Annotated in this window: 20 protein-coding genes; 13 read left to right on the forward strand and 7 right to left on the reverse strand. The window is 61.0% G+C overall.

Features of this window, described 5'->3' with window-relative positions:
- Positions 1-306 precede the first annotated feature (306 nt).
- Genes IV500_RS16970 through IV500_RS16980 form a run of 3 tightly spaced genes read left to right on the forward strand, consistent with a single transcriptional unit; the run spans position 307 to position 1,184 of the window.
- Positions 307-585 carry a glutaredoxin family protein gene (locus tag IV500_RS16970; protein ID WP_196398092.1) on the forward strand — a complete coding sequence of 93 codons (279 nt, stop codon included), beginning with the start codon at positions 307-309 and terminating at the stop codon, positions 583-585.
- 6 nt (positions 586-591) lie between these two features.
- The gene (locus tag IV500_RS16975) at positions 592-891 is read left to right on the forward strand and encodes a hypothetical protein (RefSeq protein WP_196398007.1); all 300 of its coding nucleotides are present in this window, start codon (positions 592-594) and stop codon (positions 889-891) included.
- Positions 888-1,184 (forward strand): ParB family protein, encoded by a 297-nt coding sequence (locus IV500_RS16980; RefSeq protein WP_196398008.1) that lies wholly within the window; start codon positions 888-890, stop codon positions 1,182-1,184. Before IV500_RS16975 ends, IV500_RS16980 begins: the two co-directional genes overlap by 4 nt.
- On the opposite strand, the gene IV500_RS16985 is transcribed toward IV500_RS16980, so the two are convergent.
- A complete protein-coding gene (locus tag IV500_RS16985) occupies positions 1,181-1,837 on the reverse strand; it encodes a helicase associated domain-containing protein (RefSeq protein WP_196398009.1) in 657 nt (218 codons plus the stop codon). The genes IV500_RS16980 and IV500_RS16985 overlap by 4 nt on opposite strands.
- A gap of 180 nt (positions 1,838-2,017) precedes the next feature.
- On the opposite strand from IV500_RS16985, the gene IV500_RS16990 reads away from it, so the two are divergent.
- The 3 genes from IV500_RS16990 (at position 2,018) to IV500_RS17000 (ending at position 4,534) form a co-directional block, all read left to right on the forward strand.
- Positions 2,018-2,638, forward strand: coding sequence for a DNA-binding protein (locus IV500_RS16990; protein WP_196398010.1), 621 nt, complete (start codon positions 2,018-2,020; stop codon positions 2,636-2,638).
- 361 nt (positions 2,639-2,999) lie between these two features.
- A complete protein-coding gene (locus tag IV500_RS16995) occupies positions 3,000-3,476 on the forward strand; it encodes a DUF4383 domain-containing protein (protein ID WP_196398011.1) in 477 nt (158 codons plus the stop codon).
- A 167-nt stretch (positions 3,477-3,643) separates the two neighbouring features.
- The gene (locus IV500_RS17000) at positions 3,644-4,534 is read left to right on the forward strand and encodes a diacylglycerol/lipid kinase family protein (RefSeq protein ID WP_196398012.1); all 891 of its coding nucleotides are present in this window, start codon (positions 3,644-3,646) and stop codon (positions 4,532-4,534) included.
- Between the two features lie 8 nt (positions 4,535-4,542).
- Here the strand turns inward: IV500_RS17000 and IV500_RS17005 are convergent, their stop codons facing one another.
- The 3 genes from IV500_RS17005 to IV500_RS17015 all read right to left on the reverse strand — a co-directional run bounded on the left by IV500_RS17005 (position 4,543) and on the right by IV500_RS17015 (position 6,665).
- Positions 4,543-5,178, reverse strand: a complete 636-nt coding sequence (locus IV500_RS17005) for a GAF domain-containing protein (RefSeq protein WP_376770223.1) — start codon at positions 5,176-5,178, stop codon at positions 4,543-4,545.
- A 64-nt stretch (positions 5,179-5,242) separates the two neighbouring features.
- The gene (locus IV500_RS17010) at positions 5,243-6,187 is read right to left on the reverse strand and encodes an ABC transporter substrate-binding protein (RefSeq protein ID WP_196398014.1); all 945 of its coding nucleotides are present in this window, start codon (positions 6,185-6,187) and stop codon (positions 5,243-5,245) included.
- A 202-nt stretch (positions 6,188-6,389) separates the two neighbouring features.
- Positions 6,390-6,665, reverse strand: a complete 276-nt coding sequence (locus IV500_RS17015; RefSeq protein ID WP_196398015.1) for a hypothetical protein — start codon at positions 6,663-6,665, stop codon at positions 6,390-6,392.
- A 176-nt stretch (positions 6,666-6,841) separates the two neighbouring features.
- Here IV500_RS17015 and IV500_RS17020 point away from each other — a divergent pair, with 176 nt between their 5' ends.
- From IV500_RS17020 to IV500_RS17030, 3 genes are all read left to right on the forward strand, one after another.
- Positions 6,842-7,555: a TetR/AcrR family transcriptional regulator C-terminal domain-containing protein gene (locus IV500_RS17020; protein ID WP_196398016.1), complete on the forward strand. Its 714-nt coding sequence runs from the start codon at positions 6,842-6,844 to the stop codon at positions 7,553-7,555.
- 29 nt (positions 7,556-7,584) lie between these two features.
- Entirely contained in the window at positions 7,585-7,815 is a 231-nt protein-coding gene (locus IV500_RS17025; RefSeq protein WP_196398017.1) for a zinc-ribbon domain-containing protein, read from the forward strand.
- Between the two features lie 787 nt (positions 7,816-8,602).
- Entirely contained in the window at positions 8,603-9,532 is a 930-nt protein-coding gene (locus tag IV500_RS17030) for an SRPBCC family protein (protein ID WP_196398018.1), read from the forward strand.
- A 20-nt stretch (positions 9,533-9,552) separates the two neighbouring features.
- On the opposite strand, the gene IV500_RS17035 is transcribed toward IV500_RS17030, so the two are convergent.
- The gene (locus IV500_RS17035) at positions 9,553-10,476 is read right to left on the reverse strand and encodes an IS982 family transposase (RefSeq protein WP_196398019.1); all 924 of its coding nucleotides are present in this window, start codon (positions 10,474-10,476) and stop codon (positions 9,553-9,555) included.
- Positions 10,477-10,771: 295 nt separating this feature from the next.
- Positions 10,772-11,035, reverse strand: coding sequence for a GlsB/YeaQ/YmgE family stress response membrane protein (locus tag IV500_RS17040; RefSeq protein WP_196398020.1), 264 nt, complete (start codon positions 11,033-11,035; stop codon positions 10,772-10,774).
- 300 nt (positions 11,036-11,335) lie between these two features.
- Here IV500_RS17040 and IV500_RS17045 point away from each other — a divergent pair, with 300 nt between their 5' ends.
- The 4 genes from IV500_RS17045 (at position 11,336) to IV500_RS17060 (ending at position 14,019) form a co-directional block, all read left to right on the forward strand.
- The gene (locus IV500_RS17045; RefSeq protein WP_196398021.1) at positions 11,336-12,160 is read left to right on the forward strand and encodes a hypothetical protein; all 825 of its coding nucleotides are present in this window, start codon (positions 11,336-11,338) and stop codon (positions 12,158-12,160) included.
- Entirely contained in the window at positions 12,160-12,585 is a 426-nt protein-coding gene (locus IV500_RS17050; protein ID WP_196398022.1) for a phage holin family protein, read from the forward strand. The genes IV500_RS17045 and IV500_RS17050 overlap by 1 nt, the downstream gene beginning before the upstream one ends.
- On the forward strand, positions 12,582-13,190 hold the full coding sequence (locus IV500_RS17055; protein WP_196398023.1) for a DUF3618 domain-containing protein: 609 nt from the start codon (positions 12,582-12,584) through the stop codon (positions 13,188-13,190). Before IV500_RS17050 ends, IV500_RS17055 begins: the two co-directional genes overlap by 4 nt.
- 268 nt (positions 13,191-13,458) lie before the next feature.
- Positions 13,459-14,019, forward strand: coding sequence for a MarR family winged helix-turn-helix transcriptional regulator (locus IV500_RS17060; RefSeq protein ID WP_196398024.1), 561 nt, complete (start codon positions 13,459-13,461; stop codon positions 14,017-14,019).
- Between the two features lie 36 nt (positions 14,020-14,055).
- On the opposite strand, the gene IV500_RS17065 is transcribed toward IV500_RS17060, so the two are convergent.
- Positions 14,056-14,763 (reverse strand): hypothetical protein, encoded by a 708-nt coding sequence (locus IV500_RS17065; RefSeq protein ID WP_196398025.1) that lies wholly within the window; start codon positions 14,761-14,763, stop codon positions 14,056-14,058.
- Between the last annotated feature and the right edge of the window lie 158 nt (positions 14,764-14,921).

Genomic DNA, 14,921 nt, shown 5'->3' on the forward strand with positions numbered 1-14,921 from the left:
GGCAGGGCACAGGCTTCCGCCTTGTCAGACGAAGTTACTGCAAAGGCTTAGGGCAACAAGACCGCCAACCAGGGGCGTAGTGAAGAGGACTTCTGACATTTAGTGCCGTCAGCTTCTGAAAATGACACCACCGGTCGCCGCGCACGCCAGGAACGACACCCGAAACAGCCCAATAATTCTCTCAAAATCCCCGTTATATCAACCCAAAGCACCTGTTCATCCATATGAATGAAGGGTATAATTGGACCTATACAGCAGTACAGACGAACGTAACTTTTGACCATACGAAACCAGGTACTGACCATGCTGACCATAACCCTCTACACGAAGCCCGGTTGCTTTGGCTGCCGTAAAACGGCCGAGAAGTTCACCGCACAGGGGATCCCGTTCCAGGAAGTTGACCTGACCACCACGCCCGCCGCGCTGGAGTACGTGAGTGAGGAGCTCGGCTATTCCCAGGCCCCTGTCATTGTCGTGGATGACCACTTCCACTGGTCCGGACTCCGCCCGGACATGATCGATCAGGCCATCGCCGCCTTCCACACCCAGGCCAGCACGCCTGCCCCCGCTGGTGCGGGGGAGTGAGGGGCCATGATGGACGAAGAAGAACTGGCCGTCTTTATCACCGCCGATCCTTTGGCCTGGCGGATCTGGCTGGTCGGGTACGAGAGCGGGCTACGCCAGGGCCACGACGACGAGAGGAATGGGATGGATGATCTGGCTGACCTGATCGCGCGCCGCCAGCTCACCCTCCAAGAGTGCGGAGAGCACATCAGGGCGGAACTGGCGAACACGCTCACCATGGCAGAGGTCCGCGCTGCCAGGGCCAGCACCCGCATTGGCGGCTACCGGGGTGGCCCCGTGACCTGGGACGGTGAGGGGGACTGGTGAGTAGAAAGAAACCCTCCTCCTTCGCCCCCTACTTCACCGGTGAGGACGCGGACCAGGTACGGGCCGCGTTCCTGGCCGCCGGTCACGCCGAGGGCTACGCGTCCATCTCCGAACTCATCGAAGCGGCCACGCTCAAAGAAGTGCGCCGGCTCCAACGCAAACACCACAACGGCCAGCCCTGGGAAGGAGCCGGCCCCGGCGCCCTCCGCCCGGGACAACGCACCAGGACCGAACAAAACACAGAACGAAAAAACACCCCCGCAACCAGCAAACACGGGACCGGTGGGGGCTAAGACTTTTGCCGGCCCTGGCCTGTCAGCCCGCGCCAGCCATGGGCCCGTGAATCAAGAGCGGCGATCTGCTCCGGCGGGAGGGTTTCCTGGCTGAGCTTTTGCCGCTGCACATGCCTCCACACACCCAGAACCCGCTCATGGTCATCGGCTGCCCCCGGGTACCGCGGCCACGACCCAGTCTGCGTTGTGAAGGCCACCAACTGGTTCAGTCGCTCCGCCCAACGCTGCGCATCCCTGACAGCCCGGGATGGTTGCTTCCATCCCGGAAGCTGCTCATCAAGCCACGCCTCGTACCCGGACGGTAACTCAAGATGACGCCACGCCGCCAGCCTGACCGCCAGCCACCGGGCCATCGTCCTCGTCTCAGCGATCTCCGAATGCTGGTGTGGCCAGCAACCCGTCCGGGCCCGATATTCCCGGATCTGCTGGGCCCGGCCAGTCCAGTTCGCCGGAACGGTCTTGGTCTCCGGCCCCGGGGTCGGTTTCTGGTTTGCGGTGTGATCAGAGAGCAGTATTGGATCACGATCCGTCGCGACCTGGATCCGGCGAAAAACCGTTGACCGGGGTACACCGCTGAGTTCAACAATCGTGGCAGCCGGGATACCGGCCCGGAACATCCGCACCGTCTCACTTTCAGGTCCGCTTTTGCCCATGAAGTGGAGACTACCAATCCGGCTCAACCTTCGTGGCCGGAGGAGACGACAAAATTGTCAGGGGGCCGGAGCAGCAAGCGGCAGACCTGACTTAGGACTGGTAGAAGCGTTCTCATTTATGGTAACGTGGGAAACAGGAAACGCCGTTACCATCGTTATCAAAGGGGGGGGGCTAGTTTTATGACTGAGCAGCAGACACCTGAGCAGCGGGCGGCGGAGGCCGCCGAGGCGCTGGCCGCCGGCGGGACTGCCGTCACAGCCCGAGCCGTCCGTGAGCGGTCCGGAGTGCGCATGACCGTGGCGGCCGAGGCTGCGCGGTCTTGGAACGAGCGCGAAGCCCAAACGGAAGCCGTGCCCGAGCCTCCAGCCGCCGTTGAAGCGCGGTTCATTGCGCTGTGGCGCGAGGCAGTGACCTTCTCCAGGGGCGAGTTCGTGGAGGCTCGGACCGGATGGCACGCCACAGTGGAACAGGCCCGTGCCGAACGCGACGCCGCAGTGGAGGACGTCGAGAGGGCTGAGACCGAGCGCGACGCCTTGGCCGAGCGGTTAGAGGACGCAGGCCGCCTGCATGCAAGCGCGTATGAGGCCCTGACGGCCGCGAGAGATGAGGCGCGGGCGGAGACCCTCGCAGCACGGGAACAGGGTGTTGCTGCCGAGACCAGAAGCAGGGAGGTGCTGGCTGGGCAGCGGTCCCGGGCTGATAAGGCGGAGGCCCGCGCCGAGGCCGTAGCGGGCGAACGTGACCGCCTCCTGGCTGAGCGCGACGAGCTGCGCGACATGAACCGCAAGCAGGAGGACTGACGGCCCGATGACAGGAATCGGCCCGGGAAAGTATCTCTGGCAAAGGCATCCGGAGGTAGCGCTGTGGAGTGGTTGGACAACATCTGCCACCACCGCGATCCTCGAACCCCTCTTTCTCCTGCTCCCGATCCGCACGTTGTCGCTGGGACTTATTGATTCCTAAATTTTCTACGCGATAGGTGTTTCTCACTACCGAAGTGAAGCACGCTTACTAGTATGTGAATGACGATTCGATGCTGCAGTTAGCGGGAGGGTCGTTCGTTTGATTGGAGTCTTATTATCAGCTGGGGTTCTCGGGACGTGATGAGACATCAATCGCTCGCTGAAAGCACCGCTGGCATACCTAACTGGGAGAACGATTATGACTACTGCAAATAAGCCTCGTGCGGGTACCCTCACTAATGTCCAGAAAGCAGCACTCGCGGTCGGCGTCGTGTTCCTGCTCGTTGGCGTGCTTGGTTTCATTCCGGGCATCACCAGCCAGTACAACCAGCTCAGCTTCGCCGGCCACGAGTCCGAAGGCATGCTCCTTGGCCTGTTCCAGGTCTCGGTCCTGCACAATATCGTGCACCTGATCTTCGGTGTTGCTGGTATTGCCAGCGCACGCATCATCAGCGGGGCCCGCTCCTACCTGCTCTACGGGGGAATCATCTATCTGGTCCTGTGGATTTACGGTCTGGTCATCGACCAGAACTCAGCTGGCAACTTCGTGCCCCTCAACGGAGCGGATAACTGGCTGCACCTGTTCCTTGGCGTCGGCATGATCGCCTTGGCGCTGCTCCTCACCCGCGGCCGCTCACACAACACCACCGAGGCCTCAACAGCCTCTCGTAGCTAAAGAACGCGGCAAACCGACCATTGACGGGGCTTCCGGATTCTTTGATCCTGAAGCCCCGTCAATGGTCCGAATGCGCCCCCGGCAGGTGGATAAACGGTTTTATTTCTCCGGGAGGCAGTGACTAATGTTGTTATGCCCGGTGGTCTGTGATGAGGAGAGGTTTGGTTATGACTGCGTTGCGCAGGTTTGAGACGATCACCATAATTTTTAATCCGAACAGCACTGGTGACGCCCCGAGGCTGGCCGCGGAGCTCCGCGATGAGCTGGTACCGGCATTGCCTGAGTCGGAAGTGAGGTTGCAGCCAACCGAACACGCCGGTCATGCGGTCGATCTCGCCCGTGAGGCGGCATCAGCTGGCAACGCGCTGGTCGTGTCAGTTAGCGGTGATGGTGGTTATAACGAAGTTATCAATGGTGTGCTCGCCAGTGGTAGTGACGGCGCTGTGTGCGCGGTTCTGCCGGCAGGCAATGCGAACGACCATAGTCGGGTTACGGGACGCAAGCCGCTGGGCGAGGCCATCATTGAGGGTCAGGTACGCAGGATCGATGTGCTGCGGTTGAGTATGGATCAGCAGGGTTCGCAGCCCGTTTATGCCCACTCCTATATTGGTTTTGGCTTGACGCCCGTCATGGCGATTGATTTGGAGAAAGGGAGCAAGGGTGCTGTGAAGGAGGTGTTCTCGGTTGCGCGGACATTCGCCAAGTTCGAGCCCTTTGAAATCCGTCAAAGTGATGGCAAGCACCGGAAGTTCGACAGTTTGGTATTCGCGAACATTGCGCAGATGGCTAAGTACGCGACGTTGAGTGAAGCCGACGAGCATCCGAACGACGGCAAGTTCGAGGTCATTGTCTTCCCGCACATGGCCAAGTGGCGGATCCTGTTGACCGCCCTGCGCGCCACCACCAAGGGTTTGGGTGATCAGCCGAGCTACAGGCAGTACCGGTTCTCAACTCTGGATCCCATTCCGTACCAGATCGACGGTGAAGTGAAATCCGCGGAAGGCCACACCATCATCACCATCGACAGCGTTCCGCAGGCCCTATCGATCCTCGGCTGACTGCCCCTTCAAATCCGCTTCACTAAGCGCCGAACGGCACGCCATTGCCTCGGTGAATCCGTGGTCCGCCGTGCCCGCAGACGAGACATCGATTCAGTTGTCGAAATGCGTGTGGGTGGCTTCCTGGTGGATGGACTGTACGAGGGTGGTCGCGACGTCGCGGAGTTTGAGGTTCCGGGCGCTGGATGCTGATTTGAGAATTTCAACTGCTGTTTCCTGGCTACACCGGTTTGGGCCATGATGATGCCCACTGCAAGGTCGGTGATGGTTCGTGATTTCAGCGCCGTTTTCAGATCGGAGGCGGTATCGATGTGTTGGGCGAAGCGAAGCCCGAGCTGCAAAGCGGTGGTTACCTCCCTGGTATAGCGTGTGACGGTTTCCTGAACGTGGGCATCAAATTTCCCTACTTGTGCCGAAGACAGGTTCAGTGCTGCCTTCGCGTCTCCTTCGAGGTTGAACGGGACGGCCAGGATAGTGCGCATACCGTACTCCTGCACGGTCGCGGCGTACTCTGGCCACCGGTCTTCACCTTCCAGATCGGGTACTTCGACGGTGATCTGGTTCCGGGATGCTGTCATGCAGGGGCCGTCGCCGAAACTGTACTGAATTTCATGACGCTTGAGGTGAAAATGTCCAACGGGCATACCAGTGGCTTAGTTCATGGGGTGTGGCGTTGGCCAACAGCGATCTGCTGACAGTCGCGAAGTCCTATGCTCCGGGTTTCGGATTAACGACAGCTTCGGTGATCCCGCCGGGAGCGTTGTTCCATGTGTCCAGGATTTTCTTGTAGTCCCCGTCTTTGATCAGTTTGTTGATCACTTTGGCTACCAGGTTAGCCATGTCAACGTCGCTTTTTGCTACCGCGATGCCTTGAATGGCTGCGTCGTAGACGTCGCCCAGCGGCTCTAACTGCTGCCCTGTTTGAGAAATGGCGTAGTAAGTGATGGGCGAATCGGCGAGCATCGCATCAACGCCACCGTTCGTCAGCCGGGTTGTCACGTCGGCTTGAGTTTTTAAACTGATGACGTTAATCGGGGCGTTTCCCGCGTCGACGCAGGCCTTGGACCGGTTGGTTAAGTCCGGTTCTTCTTCGATCGTGCCGGTCTGGACTCCCACGGTCTTGCCGCAGACATCATCCATACTGAAATGCTTGGGGTTACCCTTCTGCACCGCCCACAGCACGCCGGCATTGAAGTAGCTGACCATATTCACGGCTTGGAGACGTTCCGGGGTGATTCCCAAGGAGGCAATCGCCACGTCGTATTTTGCCCCTAACCCCGGTAAAATACTGGGGAACGCAGCCACATGGAATTTAGCTTCGAGGCCCAGTGTTGCGGCGATCGCCTTGCCAAAATCGATCCCGTATCCCATCGAAGTCTGGCCGTCGTTTCCACCGGTGAATTCGGCAGGTGCATATCCGGTACCGGTACCAATATCCAACGCGCCTTTGGCCTTGATGTTTGCGGGAAGCATGCTGGCGAGATTCTCGTCTTTGGGGACAGAATCTGCACTGAAGCTCCCCGGTCCTGAAGGAGCTCCGGCCCCGGATTGGGACGCCGAGGTGCAGCCGGCGGTGGCCAGGCAGATGACGATGCCAAGGGCTGCGAATTTAGCCGAGGCCAGCTTGGCTGTTCGTGTGTAAATCTGAATCATCGTTTCATCCTCTGGATAAGATCTAGTGGCGAACTCTTCTGCACTAAAGTGGCTGACCTGTGCCGCACAGCCTAGGCCTGGCCCGCTCCCGGGGGTGGAGCGTTGTGGGGCTGAGAGTCCTGGTGCGGCCACCGCTCTTTCGGGGGCCGCACCAGGATCAACAATTGTTCGTGCGCCGTTATGGCCGATCTCGATTCGGGAATTATCCGTGGGTGTGGGTGCGGTTCCCGGCCTTGGCGAGGCCACGGGCCACCATGAGACCGATGGTCAGCCAAGTGATGAGCTGCATGGCGTCGTGGGCATTGAAGACATCCGCGCCGTTCTCGTTGGCGTTGTCCCCGACGACAGCGGAGGTGATGATCGTCGCGATCACGGCGGCGACGTAAACGGCGAACTCGAGTGTCCGCGTGGAGATCTTGATGTCGTTTGTATTGCGGGTCGTGTCCGTATGGGCGTTTTGGGAGTTGTTCGCAGTCATGGGTTTCTCCTGTGGTGATGTGAGGCGCCGGGGGTGGCATTGCAACCAGGGCCCACTTCTGGAACCTAAGATAACAACTTCTCTACGATGTAGACTGTAGCCGTAGACTACACAACTAGCAAGCCTGCTTAGTATCTTTGGAGCGGGCTTCTACTTACCGAACCGAACGGAAGACCATGTCGTCTAACGAGAATCCGGTGCCCACCGTGGTCCCTGTGAAAAAGAAGAGGCTGAACCGGGAGCTCGTTCTATCCGCGGCTTTGGTATTAGTGGATTCCGAAGGGCTTGACGCTCTGACCATGCGCAGACTAGGGCAGGAACTGGGCCGGGATCCCATGAGCTTGTACCGTTACGCCGCAAACCGCGCGGCGCTGCTGGACGGTGTCTCCGAACTTGTCCTCAACGAACTTGCTATCTTTTCCGATGACCCGGACTGGCGGGCGCAGCTCCGGCGCATCGCCCACGACCTGCGCCGACTGGCGCTCAGGCACCCCAATGTCGTGCCACTGCTGGTGACCCGTCCGCTGTCCACACCCCTGGGTCTCCGCCCGCTGGGGACGCTGCGGCCCCTTGAACAGATCCTGTCCCTGCTGATCGACGCCGGGTTTACAGCGGATAGTGCCCTGCACGTCTACCGCGCCTACTACGGGTACCTCTACGGTCACATCCTCAACGAACTGCAGGAATTCATCGTTGACCCGGATGAAAACGAAGCCCTTCTCCGCCTGGGTCTGCACCGTTTACCGCCGAAGGACTTTCCCCGCCTGCGCGCCCTGGCCCCGGTCCTAGCGGATTACGACGGTGCAGCCGAACTTGATCAAGGCCTCGACATCCTCCTCGCCGGCCTCGCCGCCCGCCTTTCCCTGCCAGAAGCACCAATACAGCCCTGACCGTGAGACTTACCTGAAAGGCACGAACCATGTTTCTACTTTTTGGTCTCAAAACCCTCCTGCGTGACCTGCCCGGACGGATGGCTGCGTGCCAGCACTGTGGGCAGTTCGTTCAGCAGCGGGTGCAGGAACGGGCCACCAAACTCAGCTTGTTTTTCATCCCTGTCTTCACCACATCGAAGGTCTACGACATCACGTGCACCAACTGCGGGCAGAGCTCAACGATCAAATCCCGCCAAAAGAACGCCCTTCTCAGTTAAGGGGCGCGGGCAACGGGATAGGCAGTGACCGGACCGGTTACACCCCTGACCCTCTGCCACGCGGCACGTGAGAGATCTAACACTTCGAGAGCTGGTTCAGGTGCTGTTGGAGACTGCGGCGTAAAGACGCGTCAACATCGGTATCGGGCTGTGTCAAGTGAACCTGGCTCCATGAGGGCAATCTAAGCGGGACCCACCATGGGGGCGTCCCCAGCAGGCAGCCTCGAAGGCCCTGAGTATGGGTGCCTGGAATACGCTGTTTGAGCGCAGTCGGACACAGATGAGCAGGTGCTCCACCCAGCGGTAGTGGTTCAGCGTGCGGAACAGGGGGGCGGGGTCGCCTCTAAACGGTCAACGAAGGCAACGGGGGCTGAAACTTGTTCGGCTAACGGCAGTGGAACGCTGGCCGGCGGGGTTTTTTCGTTGGTGTGCGATCAGGATCAACCCCAATCTCCGGGTCGATGATTTTCGGATTGACGGCATCCGGACGGGGTGCGTCCTCCGGGTCTGGACCGCGACCGCAGCCTCAATCCTCAAGAACGTAGCCCGCGGCCGCGTAGCCCTCGAAACCATCAGACAAAACTCAGACACACCATTAGTTCGGCGTAGCGCGTCAGCCCAGCCCACCGGGCGGGTCGGTGCCGGCATCTTTTATCGTTGTCGTGATTGTGCTGGATGATCCGGGATCGCTACCCCCGGAAACGGGTCTGACGTATAGTAAGCACACTGACGGTTGATCTTTATTGTCATTGCTGTCTTTTCTGTCGTTCTGGTTGAAGGAGACGTTGTGAGCACGAAGGTTGAGAAAAATATTATGGTGAACGTGCCGGTGAGCGTCGCGTATAACCAGTGGACCCAGTTCGAGGACTTCCCCCACTTCATGGGTGGGGTGAAAAGCGTGACGCATATCAGCGATGACCGGCTGGAATGGGTTGCTGAGATCGCCGGGGTGCGCCGGAAATGGGAGGCGAAAATTCTGGAGCAGGTGCCGGACCGTAAGGTGGCCTGGGCAGCAACTGAGGGAGCTACGAACGCCGGTTCCGTATCTTTTGAGGATGTGGGCGGCGGGCAGACCCAAATCCACCTGTCGCTGGATTACGAGCCGGAGGGGCTGGTGGAGAAGATCGGCGACAAGCTGAACGTGGTGGAGCATCAGGCGGAAGGTGATCTGGACCGGTTCAAGGCGTTTATCGAGGCGGAGGGGTATGCCACCGGAGCCTGGCGGGGGACGATCAGCGAAGGCACCGCTGCCGCTGGCACGCCCGGTGTGGAGGACGCTAACCAGTCACGCGGGGACAGCGGCAAGGCCGGGGTATCAGGGAAAGTGGCGGCTGGTATCGGATTGGCGGCTGCTGCAGCTGCCGCTGTCGGGGTAGCTGCCGCCGCGGCCGGCAAGGACGCGAACGAGAAGACGGAACCGGGTGCTCCCGAGGTTGTTGTGCCCGCCGGGCCGGAGCAGTCCTACGCGGCGACGCCGGGTCATCCCCTTACGGCTGATGACGCTGTCGTAGGCGGTGAGCCCCTACCCGCGCCTGCGAGTGGGGGATCCGTGGGGCATCCCTTCGACCAGACCAATAGCCTCATCGACACCGGCGGTGATTCGGATGGCACCGCAGAAAGTGACACCAAAAGTGTGGCAGACCGTGAGGACGCGGACACCGGTACCGGCGTCTTCCCGCCCAGACTGCCGGGCGGCAACGTCAGCGGCCACCACTAGATGAGTAATTCCAAGGTGGGTTAGTGGTCGTAGGCGGTTAGTGAGCGGCGGATGGCTTGGCCGATGCGGTCGTTGTGCCAGATCGCAGCTGTCATAGCCAGCAGGCGTTGAGTGATGCGGGTGATCACGCCGTCTGGTTTTCGACCGCCGTGTTGCTCCAGGTCGAGTTGGCCTTTGAGGGTGTCGTTGATCGATTCGATGATTTGCCGTAGGGGTTTGAAGAACCGCGACGCTGCCCGCGGTTTTTCGCCCTTACGGGCTGGGCGGAGCAGTTCCAGCCCTGCCTTCTCCAGGGTCGCTTCGAAGTTGTGGCCGAAGTAGTTCTTGTCCGCGATGACGGTCTGTTTCTGGCCGTCTTCACGCACCGCTGCCATGGTCGGTGTTCCGGCCAGGACGTCCAGAAAGATTTGGCGTTCATCAGCCTTGGCTCCGGTCAGGGCGTATCCGACAGGAAGGCCGTGCAGCGTGCAGACCAGATGCAGGCGCAAACCCCAGAAGTACCGGCTGTGCGAAGCGCAGTAACCGTACTCGGCCCAACCGGCTAGATCCGAACGCTTGACGGTGTCCCTGGAGCGGGCGCATTCGACCGGGGTGGAATCAACGATCCACACATCATCGGAGCAGATACCGCTGCGCTGGCCGAGCATGCCAATGAGCCAGTTCATCGCCGGTCCAAGCCGGCGCAACCGTTTGTTGTAGCCGGACTGGCCGGGCAGATACGGAAACATTGTGCAAAAGGACCGTCGCGCGTAACGCAGCCATCGGGCCTCGCTGGTAAAGCCGAGCAAAGCCTGCATCACTGCCAAGGTGATCAGCTCGGCATCGGAGATTCTAGGCATGATCCCGATCCTGGGCCGAGGCGGAACATGTTCCGGATAGGCCTTCAACAGATCATCAGCTTCCACATACAATGCAGTAGCAAGGGTGTCCAGATCGGCGTCCACGTGAGCCTCCAAGTTCGACGTTGGGTAGATAACGCCGATTCTGGACACCCCTGCCCACGATTACACCCCGCCACGCCGAGACGACCCCTTGGAATTACTCATCTAGGGAGCAGGGTGTGCCCGGCACGTGATGGGCACATGTCTTCGGAGCGGCGGCCAACAACGGCCGCCGCTCCAACGCATACCAGGGTTGTCGCTGTGCTTCGCCAGGGTGCACAGCTCCACTGCCCGGCACCAGCGCTCCGGGACCCGAAGCATGGCCACATGGACCGGTGTGGGTTCTGCGGGCAGGGGGTTACCGGTGTCGCTGCTTGGTGATCAGTCCCCAGATAAGCAGGAGCACAATGGAGCCGGCGATAGCGAGCAGCCAGGTCTGCAGTGAGAAGAAGTCCTGCAGGTGTGCACCGAAGGCCAGGCCACCTAGCCAGCCGCCCAGGAGCGCTCCGATGACTCCCACAATCATGGTCTTGATAATGCCGCCGCCTTGACGGCCGGGAAGTATCAGTTTGGCAATGGCTCCGGCGATAAGTCCGAGCACAAGAAAAGCAAAAAATCCCACTATGTATCTCCTTTTAAGGGCTTCCATCACGAAAGACCCGCTAACTGCGCGATGGGAGCCAAACCTCGGTGCTGGCTCCCGAAAATGGTGTCCACTGCTCACCTGAGTCTGCGGGGCACCTCAAGACGCCATGGATTCAAGCTCACGAGTTGGTGTGGTACCAGCGGCAGCCGGACGCCGTCCTGGCGACCGACGAGAGCATCGTAAGCATCCTTACAATATAATCATAAGCATGGTTATTATAATGAAGCCAACGTTTTCAGTTCCAGACCAGCAACAAACCTTCGAAAGAGAGTGACGATGACGGAGAACCCATTGACGCCAAACGCGCAGACCCCTTCTCACCGGGCCACCGCCCAAACAGCCGGGACCGGCTCCACCACAGAGGCTGCCAAGACCGAGGCGACGGATGTGGCCCAGGTGACTGCAGAGTCTGCAGGTCATGTGGCTGCGACGGTGAAGGATGAGACGGCCCACGTCGCGTCGGAAGTAGGGTCCCAGGCCAAAGACCTTTTGACACAGATGCGCACCGAACTGGGGGATCAGGCCGACACTCAGCAGCAGCGACTGGCCGGGGGGTTGCGCTCTGTGGCCGATGAACTCCATTCCATGGTTGAGTCTTCCGAGCAGAGCGGAATGGCCAGTGATCTGGTGCGCCAGGGTGCGGACAGGTCCGCTTCTGCGGCTTCCTGGCTGGAAGGACGGGATTCAGCGGCCTTGCTTGAGGAAGTGCGCGGTTTCGCCCGCCAGCGGCCGGTAGCGTTTCTAGCTCTCGCTGCCGGGGTCGGCATCCTCGCCGGCCGGCTAACGCGAGGTCTGAGCGCGGGAACTCCCAGTAAAGGGGCTACCAACTCCGCGGCACCGGATAACTCCGCGGCACCGGTCCCTGTTGTCCCTGTTGTACCTGTTTCGCCGGCCCCTGTTGTGCCTGTTTCGCCGGCCCCTGTTGTGCCTGTTTCGCCGGTTCCTGCATCTATGCCGGTGCAGCCCTATGGCTCCGGTGACGTGTACGCGGAGCCCACACTTGCACCGGGGGAGCCCCCAATTTCTACAACAGCCCTGCCCGGGACGCCGGGTTACCTGGCTCCCGCGACGGAGCCCCTGCCGGATAACGGACGGTACTGATGAGCAGCGAACTACCGCACACCCCCGCCGAAGAGAAAGCTGCCACCACGTCTCTGGGTGACTTGCTCGGTCAGGTCACCGGTGATGTCTCGACTCTGATGCGCCAGGAAGTGGAGCTGGCCAAGGTCGAGCTGAAACAATCAGCGACCCGGGCAGGAAAGGGCGCCGGTCTGCTTGCCGGCGCCTCGGAAGCGGCACGCTTCACCCTGCTTTTCCTCTCCCTGGCCCTGTGGTGGGCGCTGGGCGCCTACCTCACCGGGCTCGGCTGGTCCGCGGTGATCGTCGCCGTCATCTGGGGCATCATCGCCGCGGTGCTGGCCGCCAAGGGCCGCAAGGAGATGCAGGCTATCAAGGGTCTGCCCAAAACGACGCAGACCCTGCAGGAAATCCCCGAAACTCTGAAACCAAGCGAGGAACCACGATGAGCGAAAACCCAGAAGTCCTGCGAGCCAACATAGAACAAACCCGCGCCGCCCTGAGCGCCAACGTCGACGCCCTGGCCGATAAAGTCAGCCCGTCGCACATCGTGGACCGGCAGACCGAGAAGGTCAAGGAAAACGTCCGCGGCGCCGTGACCGGGCTCAAAGACCGCGTCATGGGCGCTGCCGACCACGTCGGGACTACGGCACACTCGGCCGTTTCCGGAGTAGGTGACACCCTCTCCGACACCGGGGAAGCAATCGGAGATGCCCCGCACCGGGTCGCGTCCAAAGCCCAAGGCAACCCGCTGGCAGCGGGCCTGATTGCCTTCGGGGCCGGAATGCTGATTGCTTCTCTGATCCCGGCGTCGCAGAAGGAACGTGAAGCTGCCGAGGCCATCAAAGATGCCGCCGCCCCCCTGACCGCGCATTTGGGTGAGGCTGCGAAAGACGTCGCGCAGGGACTGCAGGAACCGGCACAGGAAGCCATGGAAAGTCTGAAGTCCACCGTGTCCGATGCTGCCGGGCACGTCAAGGACGAAAGCCAGTCCGCTGCGGGCGACGTCACCGACCGGGCAGCAGAAGCCAAAGACAACGTGCAAAACGACTAGGTCCTCAACGATGTCCGGCGGTTGTGTCCGTGTACTTTCAGGCGCAGCCGCCGGACCTCCTTGTGGAAAGCAGGACCACTGGGATGAAAAGGCGAACCCTTCCCGCGGTGAGGTTGGGCAGCATTACCGCGCTGGAGGACACGATGCGCAGGACACCGAACGAGGGAAGAAACCACGCACGGTACACCGGACCCCTCTCAGGGGAACGACCTCTCCCGGGACAGGCCCCGGGTAATACCGTGGTGGGACCGGACCTGGGTGTGAGTCAGTGAGAGCCGGCCCAGAACGGACACCTGCTAAGGTGCCGCCGGGACCGGCGACGGAGCGCGCTACGGAACTTGATTCTTGGCCCACCACACGGCTGCTGATCACCGCTGGTCGGCACGTGGAATACCTCGGCAACCAGATCCTGGCGCCCCTGAACCTGACCATGTCGTCATTTACAGCCCTGATATCCCTCAACACGGCCGGTCCGCTATCTCAATCAGCACTAGCCGGCAGCCTCCGAATCCGGGCCCAAACAGTGGGCAAAATTCTTCAGGGCATGGAAAACGAAGGATTCATCACCAGGAACAGGGGAGTTTCCGATCGGCGCAGCACCAAAGTCGCGCTCACCGACACCGGCAGACAAGCCCTGCAAAACGCTCAGAAAGCCGTAAACGACCTGTCACTGGAAAATACCGACGGATCAGCGGAACTGCGTTTACTGCTCAAAGACTTGATAACGGACATCCCCGCAACGGACACCAACCCACGGTCCAACCCCGGCCATGTGGATCCCGGCAGTGAACCCGGGCAGCGGAATGAGTGCGCTTTTCCTGATATCTGACGCCGTGGGGGTTTGGTGTCAGGCGAACAGCGGGCTTTAGTGGCCGTCGTGCGGATGGGTTGGTGGTATCCGGGCGGTGGTGTAAGCGGGTGCTCTCAGGTTCGTAGCCCAGTTGTAGGTCCCGGCGCCGGGCAGGGGATGGGTAGTGGGGTCGAAGCGGGTCTTGGTGTCGGTTATCTCGGGGTCGGTGGCCAGGCTAAGGGTACCGAACCGGGTCCATGGACCCGTGGGGGTTCCATGGTAGAGCCCAAGGATCCAGGTCCCGGCGCCCAGGGCCTTCTGGAAGACCTCAGGCGAGGCAGGAAGACGCATACCGGTCCCGTCTGCGTGGGCTGCTAGAAGGACCGGGCCGTTGGTTCCTTTGAAGGGCATGAGTGAGGAGAAGGCGCTGGTGCCGGCGTGGCGGCGCGGGAGAAGGAGCCAGCGACCGGCCCGTGACATCCCAGTGGAGGCGAGCAGGAGATCGAAGTGGCCTGTCGCCGTGGTGATGCGCAGTGCCAAGCCAAGGATGTCGGGACATCCGGGAGGCGTGCCGAGGGATCGAGACAGCCGTCCTGTGACGGCGCCAGTGCCGGGGGAATCGATCCACCGGATCCCGCTGCCGGTGCTGGTGGGGGACCGTTCGACCGTTCCGGTCAGGGCCACCCCGGCGGGGTGGATGGGCCGGTCGGGCCGCAGGGCTTTTACGCCCCTAAAGAGTGCCGCGAATCCCAGTCCGGCGGCACCGCTGATGGAGGGTTTCATGCTGTCTCATCCTCAGACGTAGGCCCGTTTTCCACTGCTGTTTCGCTTCCGGTCGTTGGGAACAGGAAGGGCGGTTCCGTGGTTCAAGAGAGAAGAACCCGGGTCTGGTTTTCCCCGAACCGGGACCTTTCTCCGGCGCGGCCGGTGCTGTTTTCGGG

The organism is Arthrobacter terrae, assembly GCF_015708085.1.
Lineage (GTDB): Bacteria > Actinomycetota > Actinomycetes > Actinomycetales > Micrococcaceae > Arthrobacter_M > Arthrobacter_M terrae.

What these genes read in the sequence shown, in the direction of transcription:
- IV500_RS16975 (WP_196398007.1), top strand. Translation starts at nt 592, where the DNA reads ATGATGGACGAAGAAGAACTGGCCGTCTTTATCACCGCCGATCCTTTG.
- IV500_RS16985 (WP_196398009.1), bottom strand. Translation starts at nt 1,837, where the DNA reads ATGGGCAAAAGCGGACCTGAAAGTGAGACGGTGCGGATGTTCCGGGCC.
- IV500_RS16990 (WP_196398010.1), top strand. Translation starts at nt 2,018, where the DNA reads ATGACTGAGCAGCAGACACCTGAGCAGCGGGCGGCGGAGGCCGCCGAG.
- IV500_RS16995 (WP_196398011.1), top strand. Translation starts at nt 3,000, where the DNA reads ATGACTACTGCAAATAAGCCTCGTGCGGGTACCCTCACTAATGTCCAG.
- IV500_RS17000 (WP_196398012.1), top strand. Translation starts at nt 3,644, where the DNA reads ATGACTGCGTTGCGCAGGTTTGAGACGATCACCATAATTTTTAATCCG.
- IV500_RS17005 (WP_376770223.1), bottom strand. Translation starts at nt 5,178, where the DNA reads ATGCCCGTTGGACATTTTCACCTCAAGCGTCATGAAATTCAGTACAGT.
- IV500_RS17010 (WP_196398014.1), bottom strand. Translation starts at nt 6,187, where the DNA reads ATGATTCAGATTTACACACGAACAGCCAAGCTGGCCTCGGCTAAATTC.
- IV500_RS17015 (WP_196398015.1), bottom strand. Translation starts at nt 6,665, where the DNA reads ATGACTGCGAACAACTCCCAAAACGCCCATACGGACACGACCCGCAAT.
- IV500_RS17020 (WP_196398016.1), top strand. Translation starts at nt 6,842, where the DNA reads ATGTCGTCTAACGAGAATCCGGTGCCCACCGTGGTCCCTGTGAAAAAG.
- IV500_RS17025 (WP_196398017.1), top strand. Translation starts at nt 7,585, where the DNA reads ATGTTTCTACTTTTTGGTCTCAAAACCCTCCTGCGTGACCTGCCCGGA.
- IV500_RS17045 (WP_196398021.1), top strand. Translation starts at nt 11,336, where the DNA reads ATGACGGAGAACCCATTGACGCCAAACGCGCAGACCCCTTCTCACCGG.
- IV500_RS17050 (WP_196398022.1), top strand. Translation starts at nt 12,160, where the DNA reads ATGAGCAGCGAACTACCGCACACCCCCGCCGAAGAGAAAGCTGCCACC.
- IV500_RS17055 (WP_196398023.1), top strand. Translation starts at nt 12,582, where the DNA reads ATGAGCGAAAACCCAGAAGTCCTGCGAGCCAACATAGAACAAACCCGC.
- IV500_RS17065 (WP_196398025.1), bottom strand. Translation starts at nt 14,763, where the DNA reads ATGAAACCCTCCATCAGCGGTGCCGCCGGACTGGGATTCGCGGCACTC.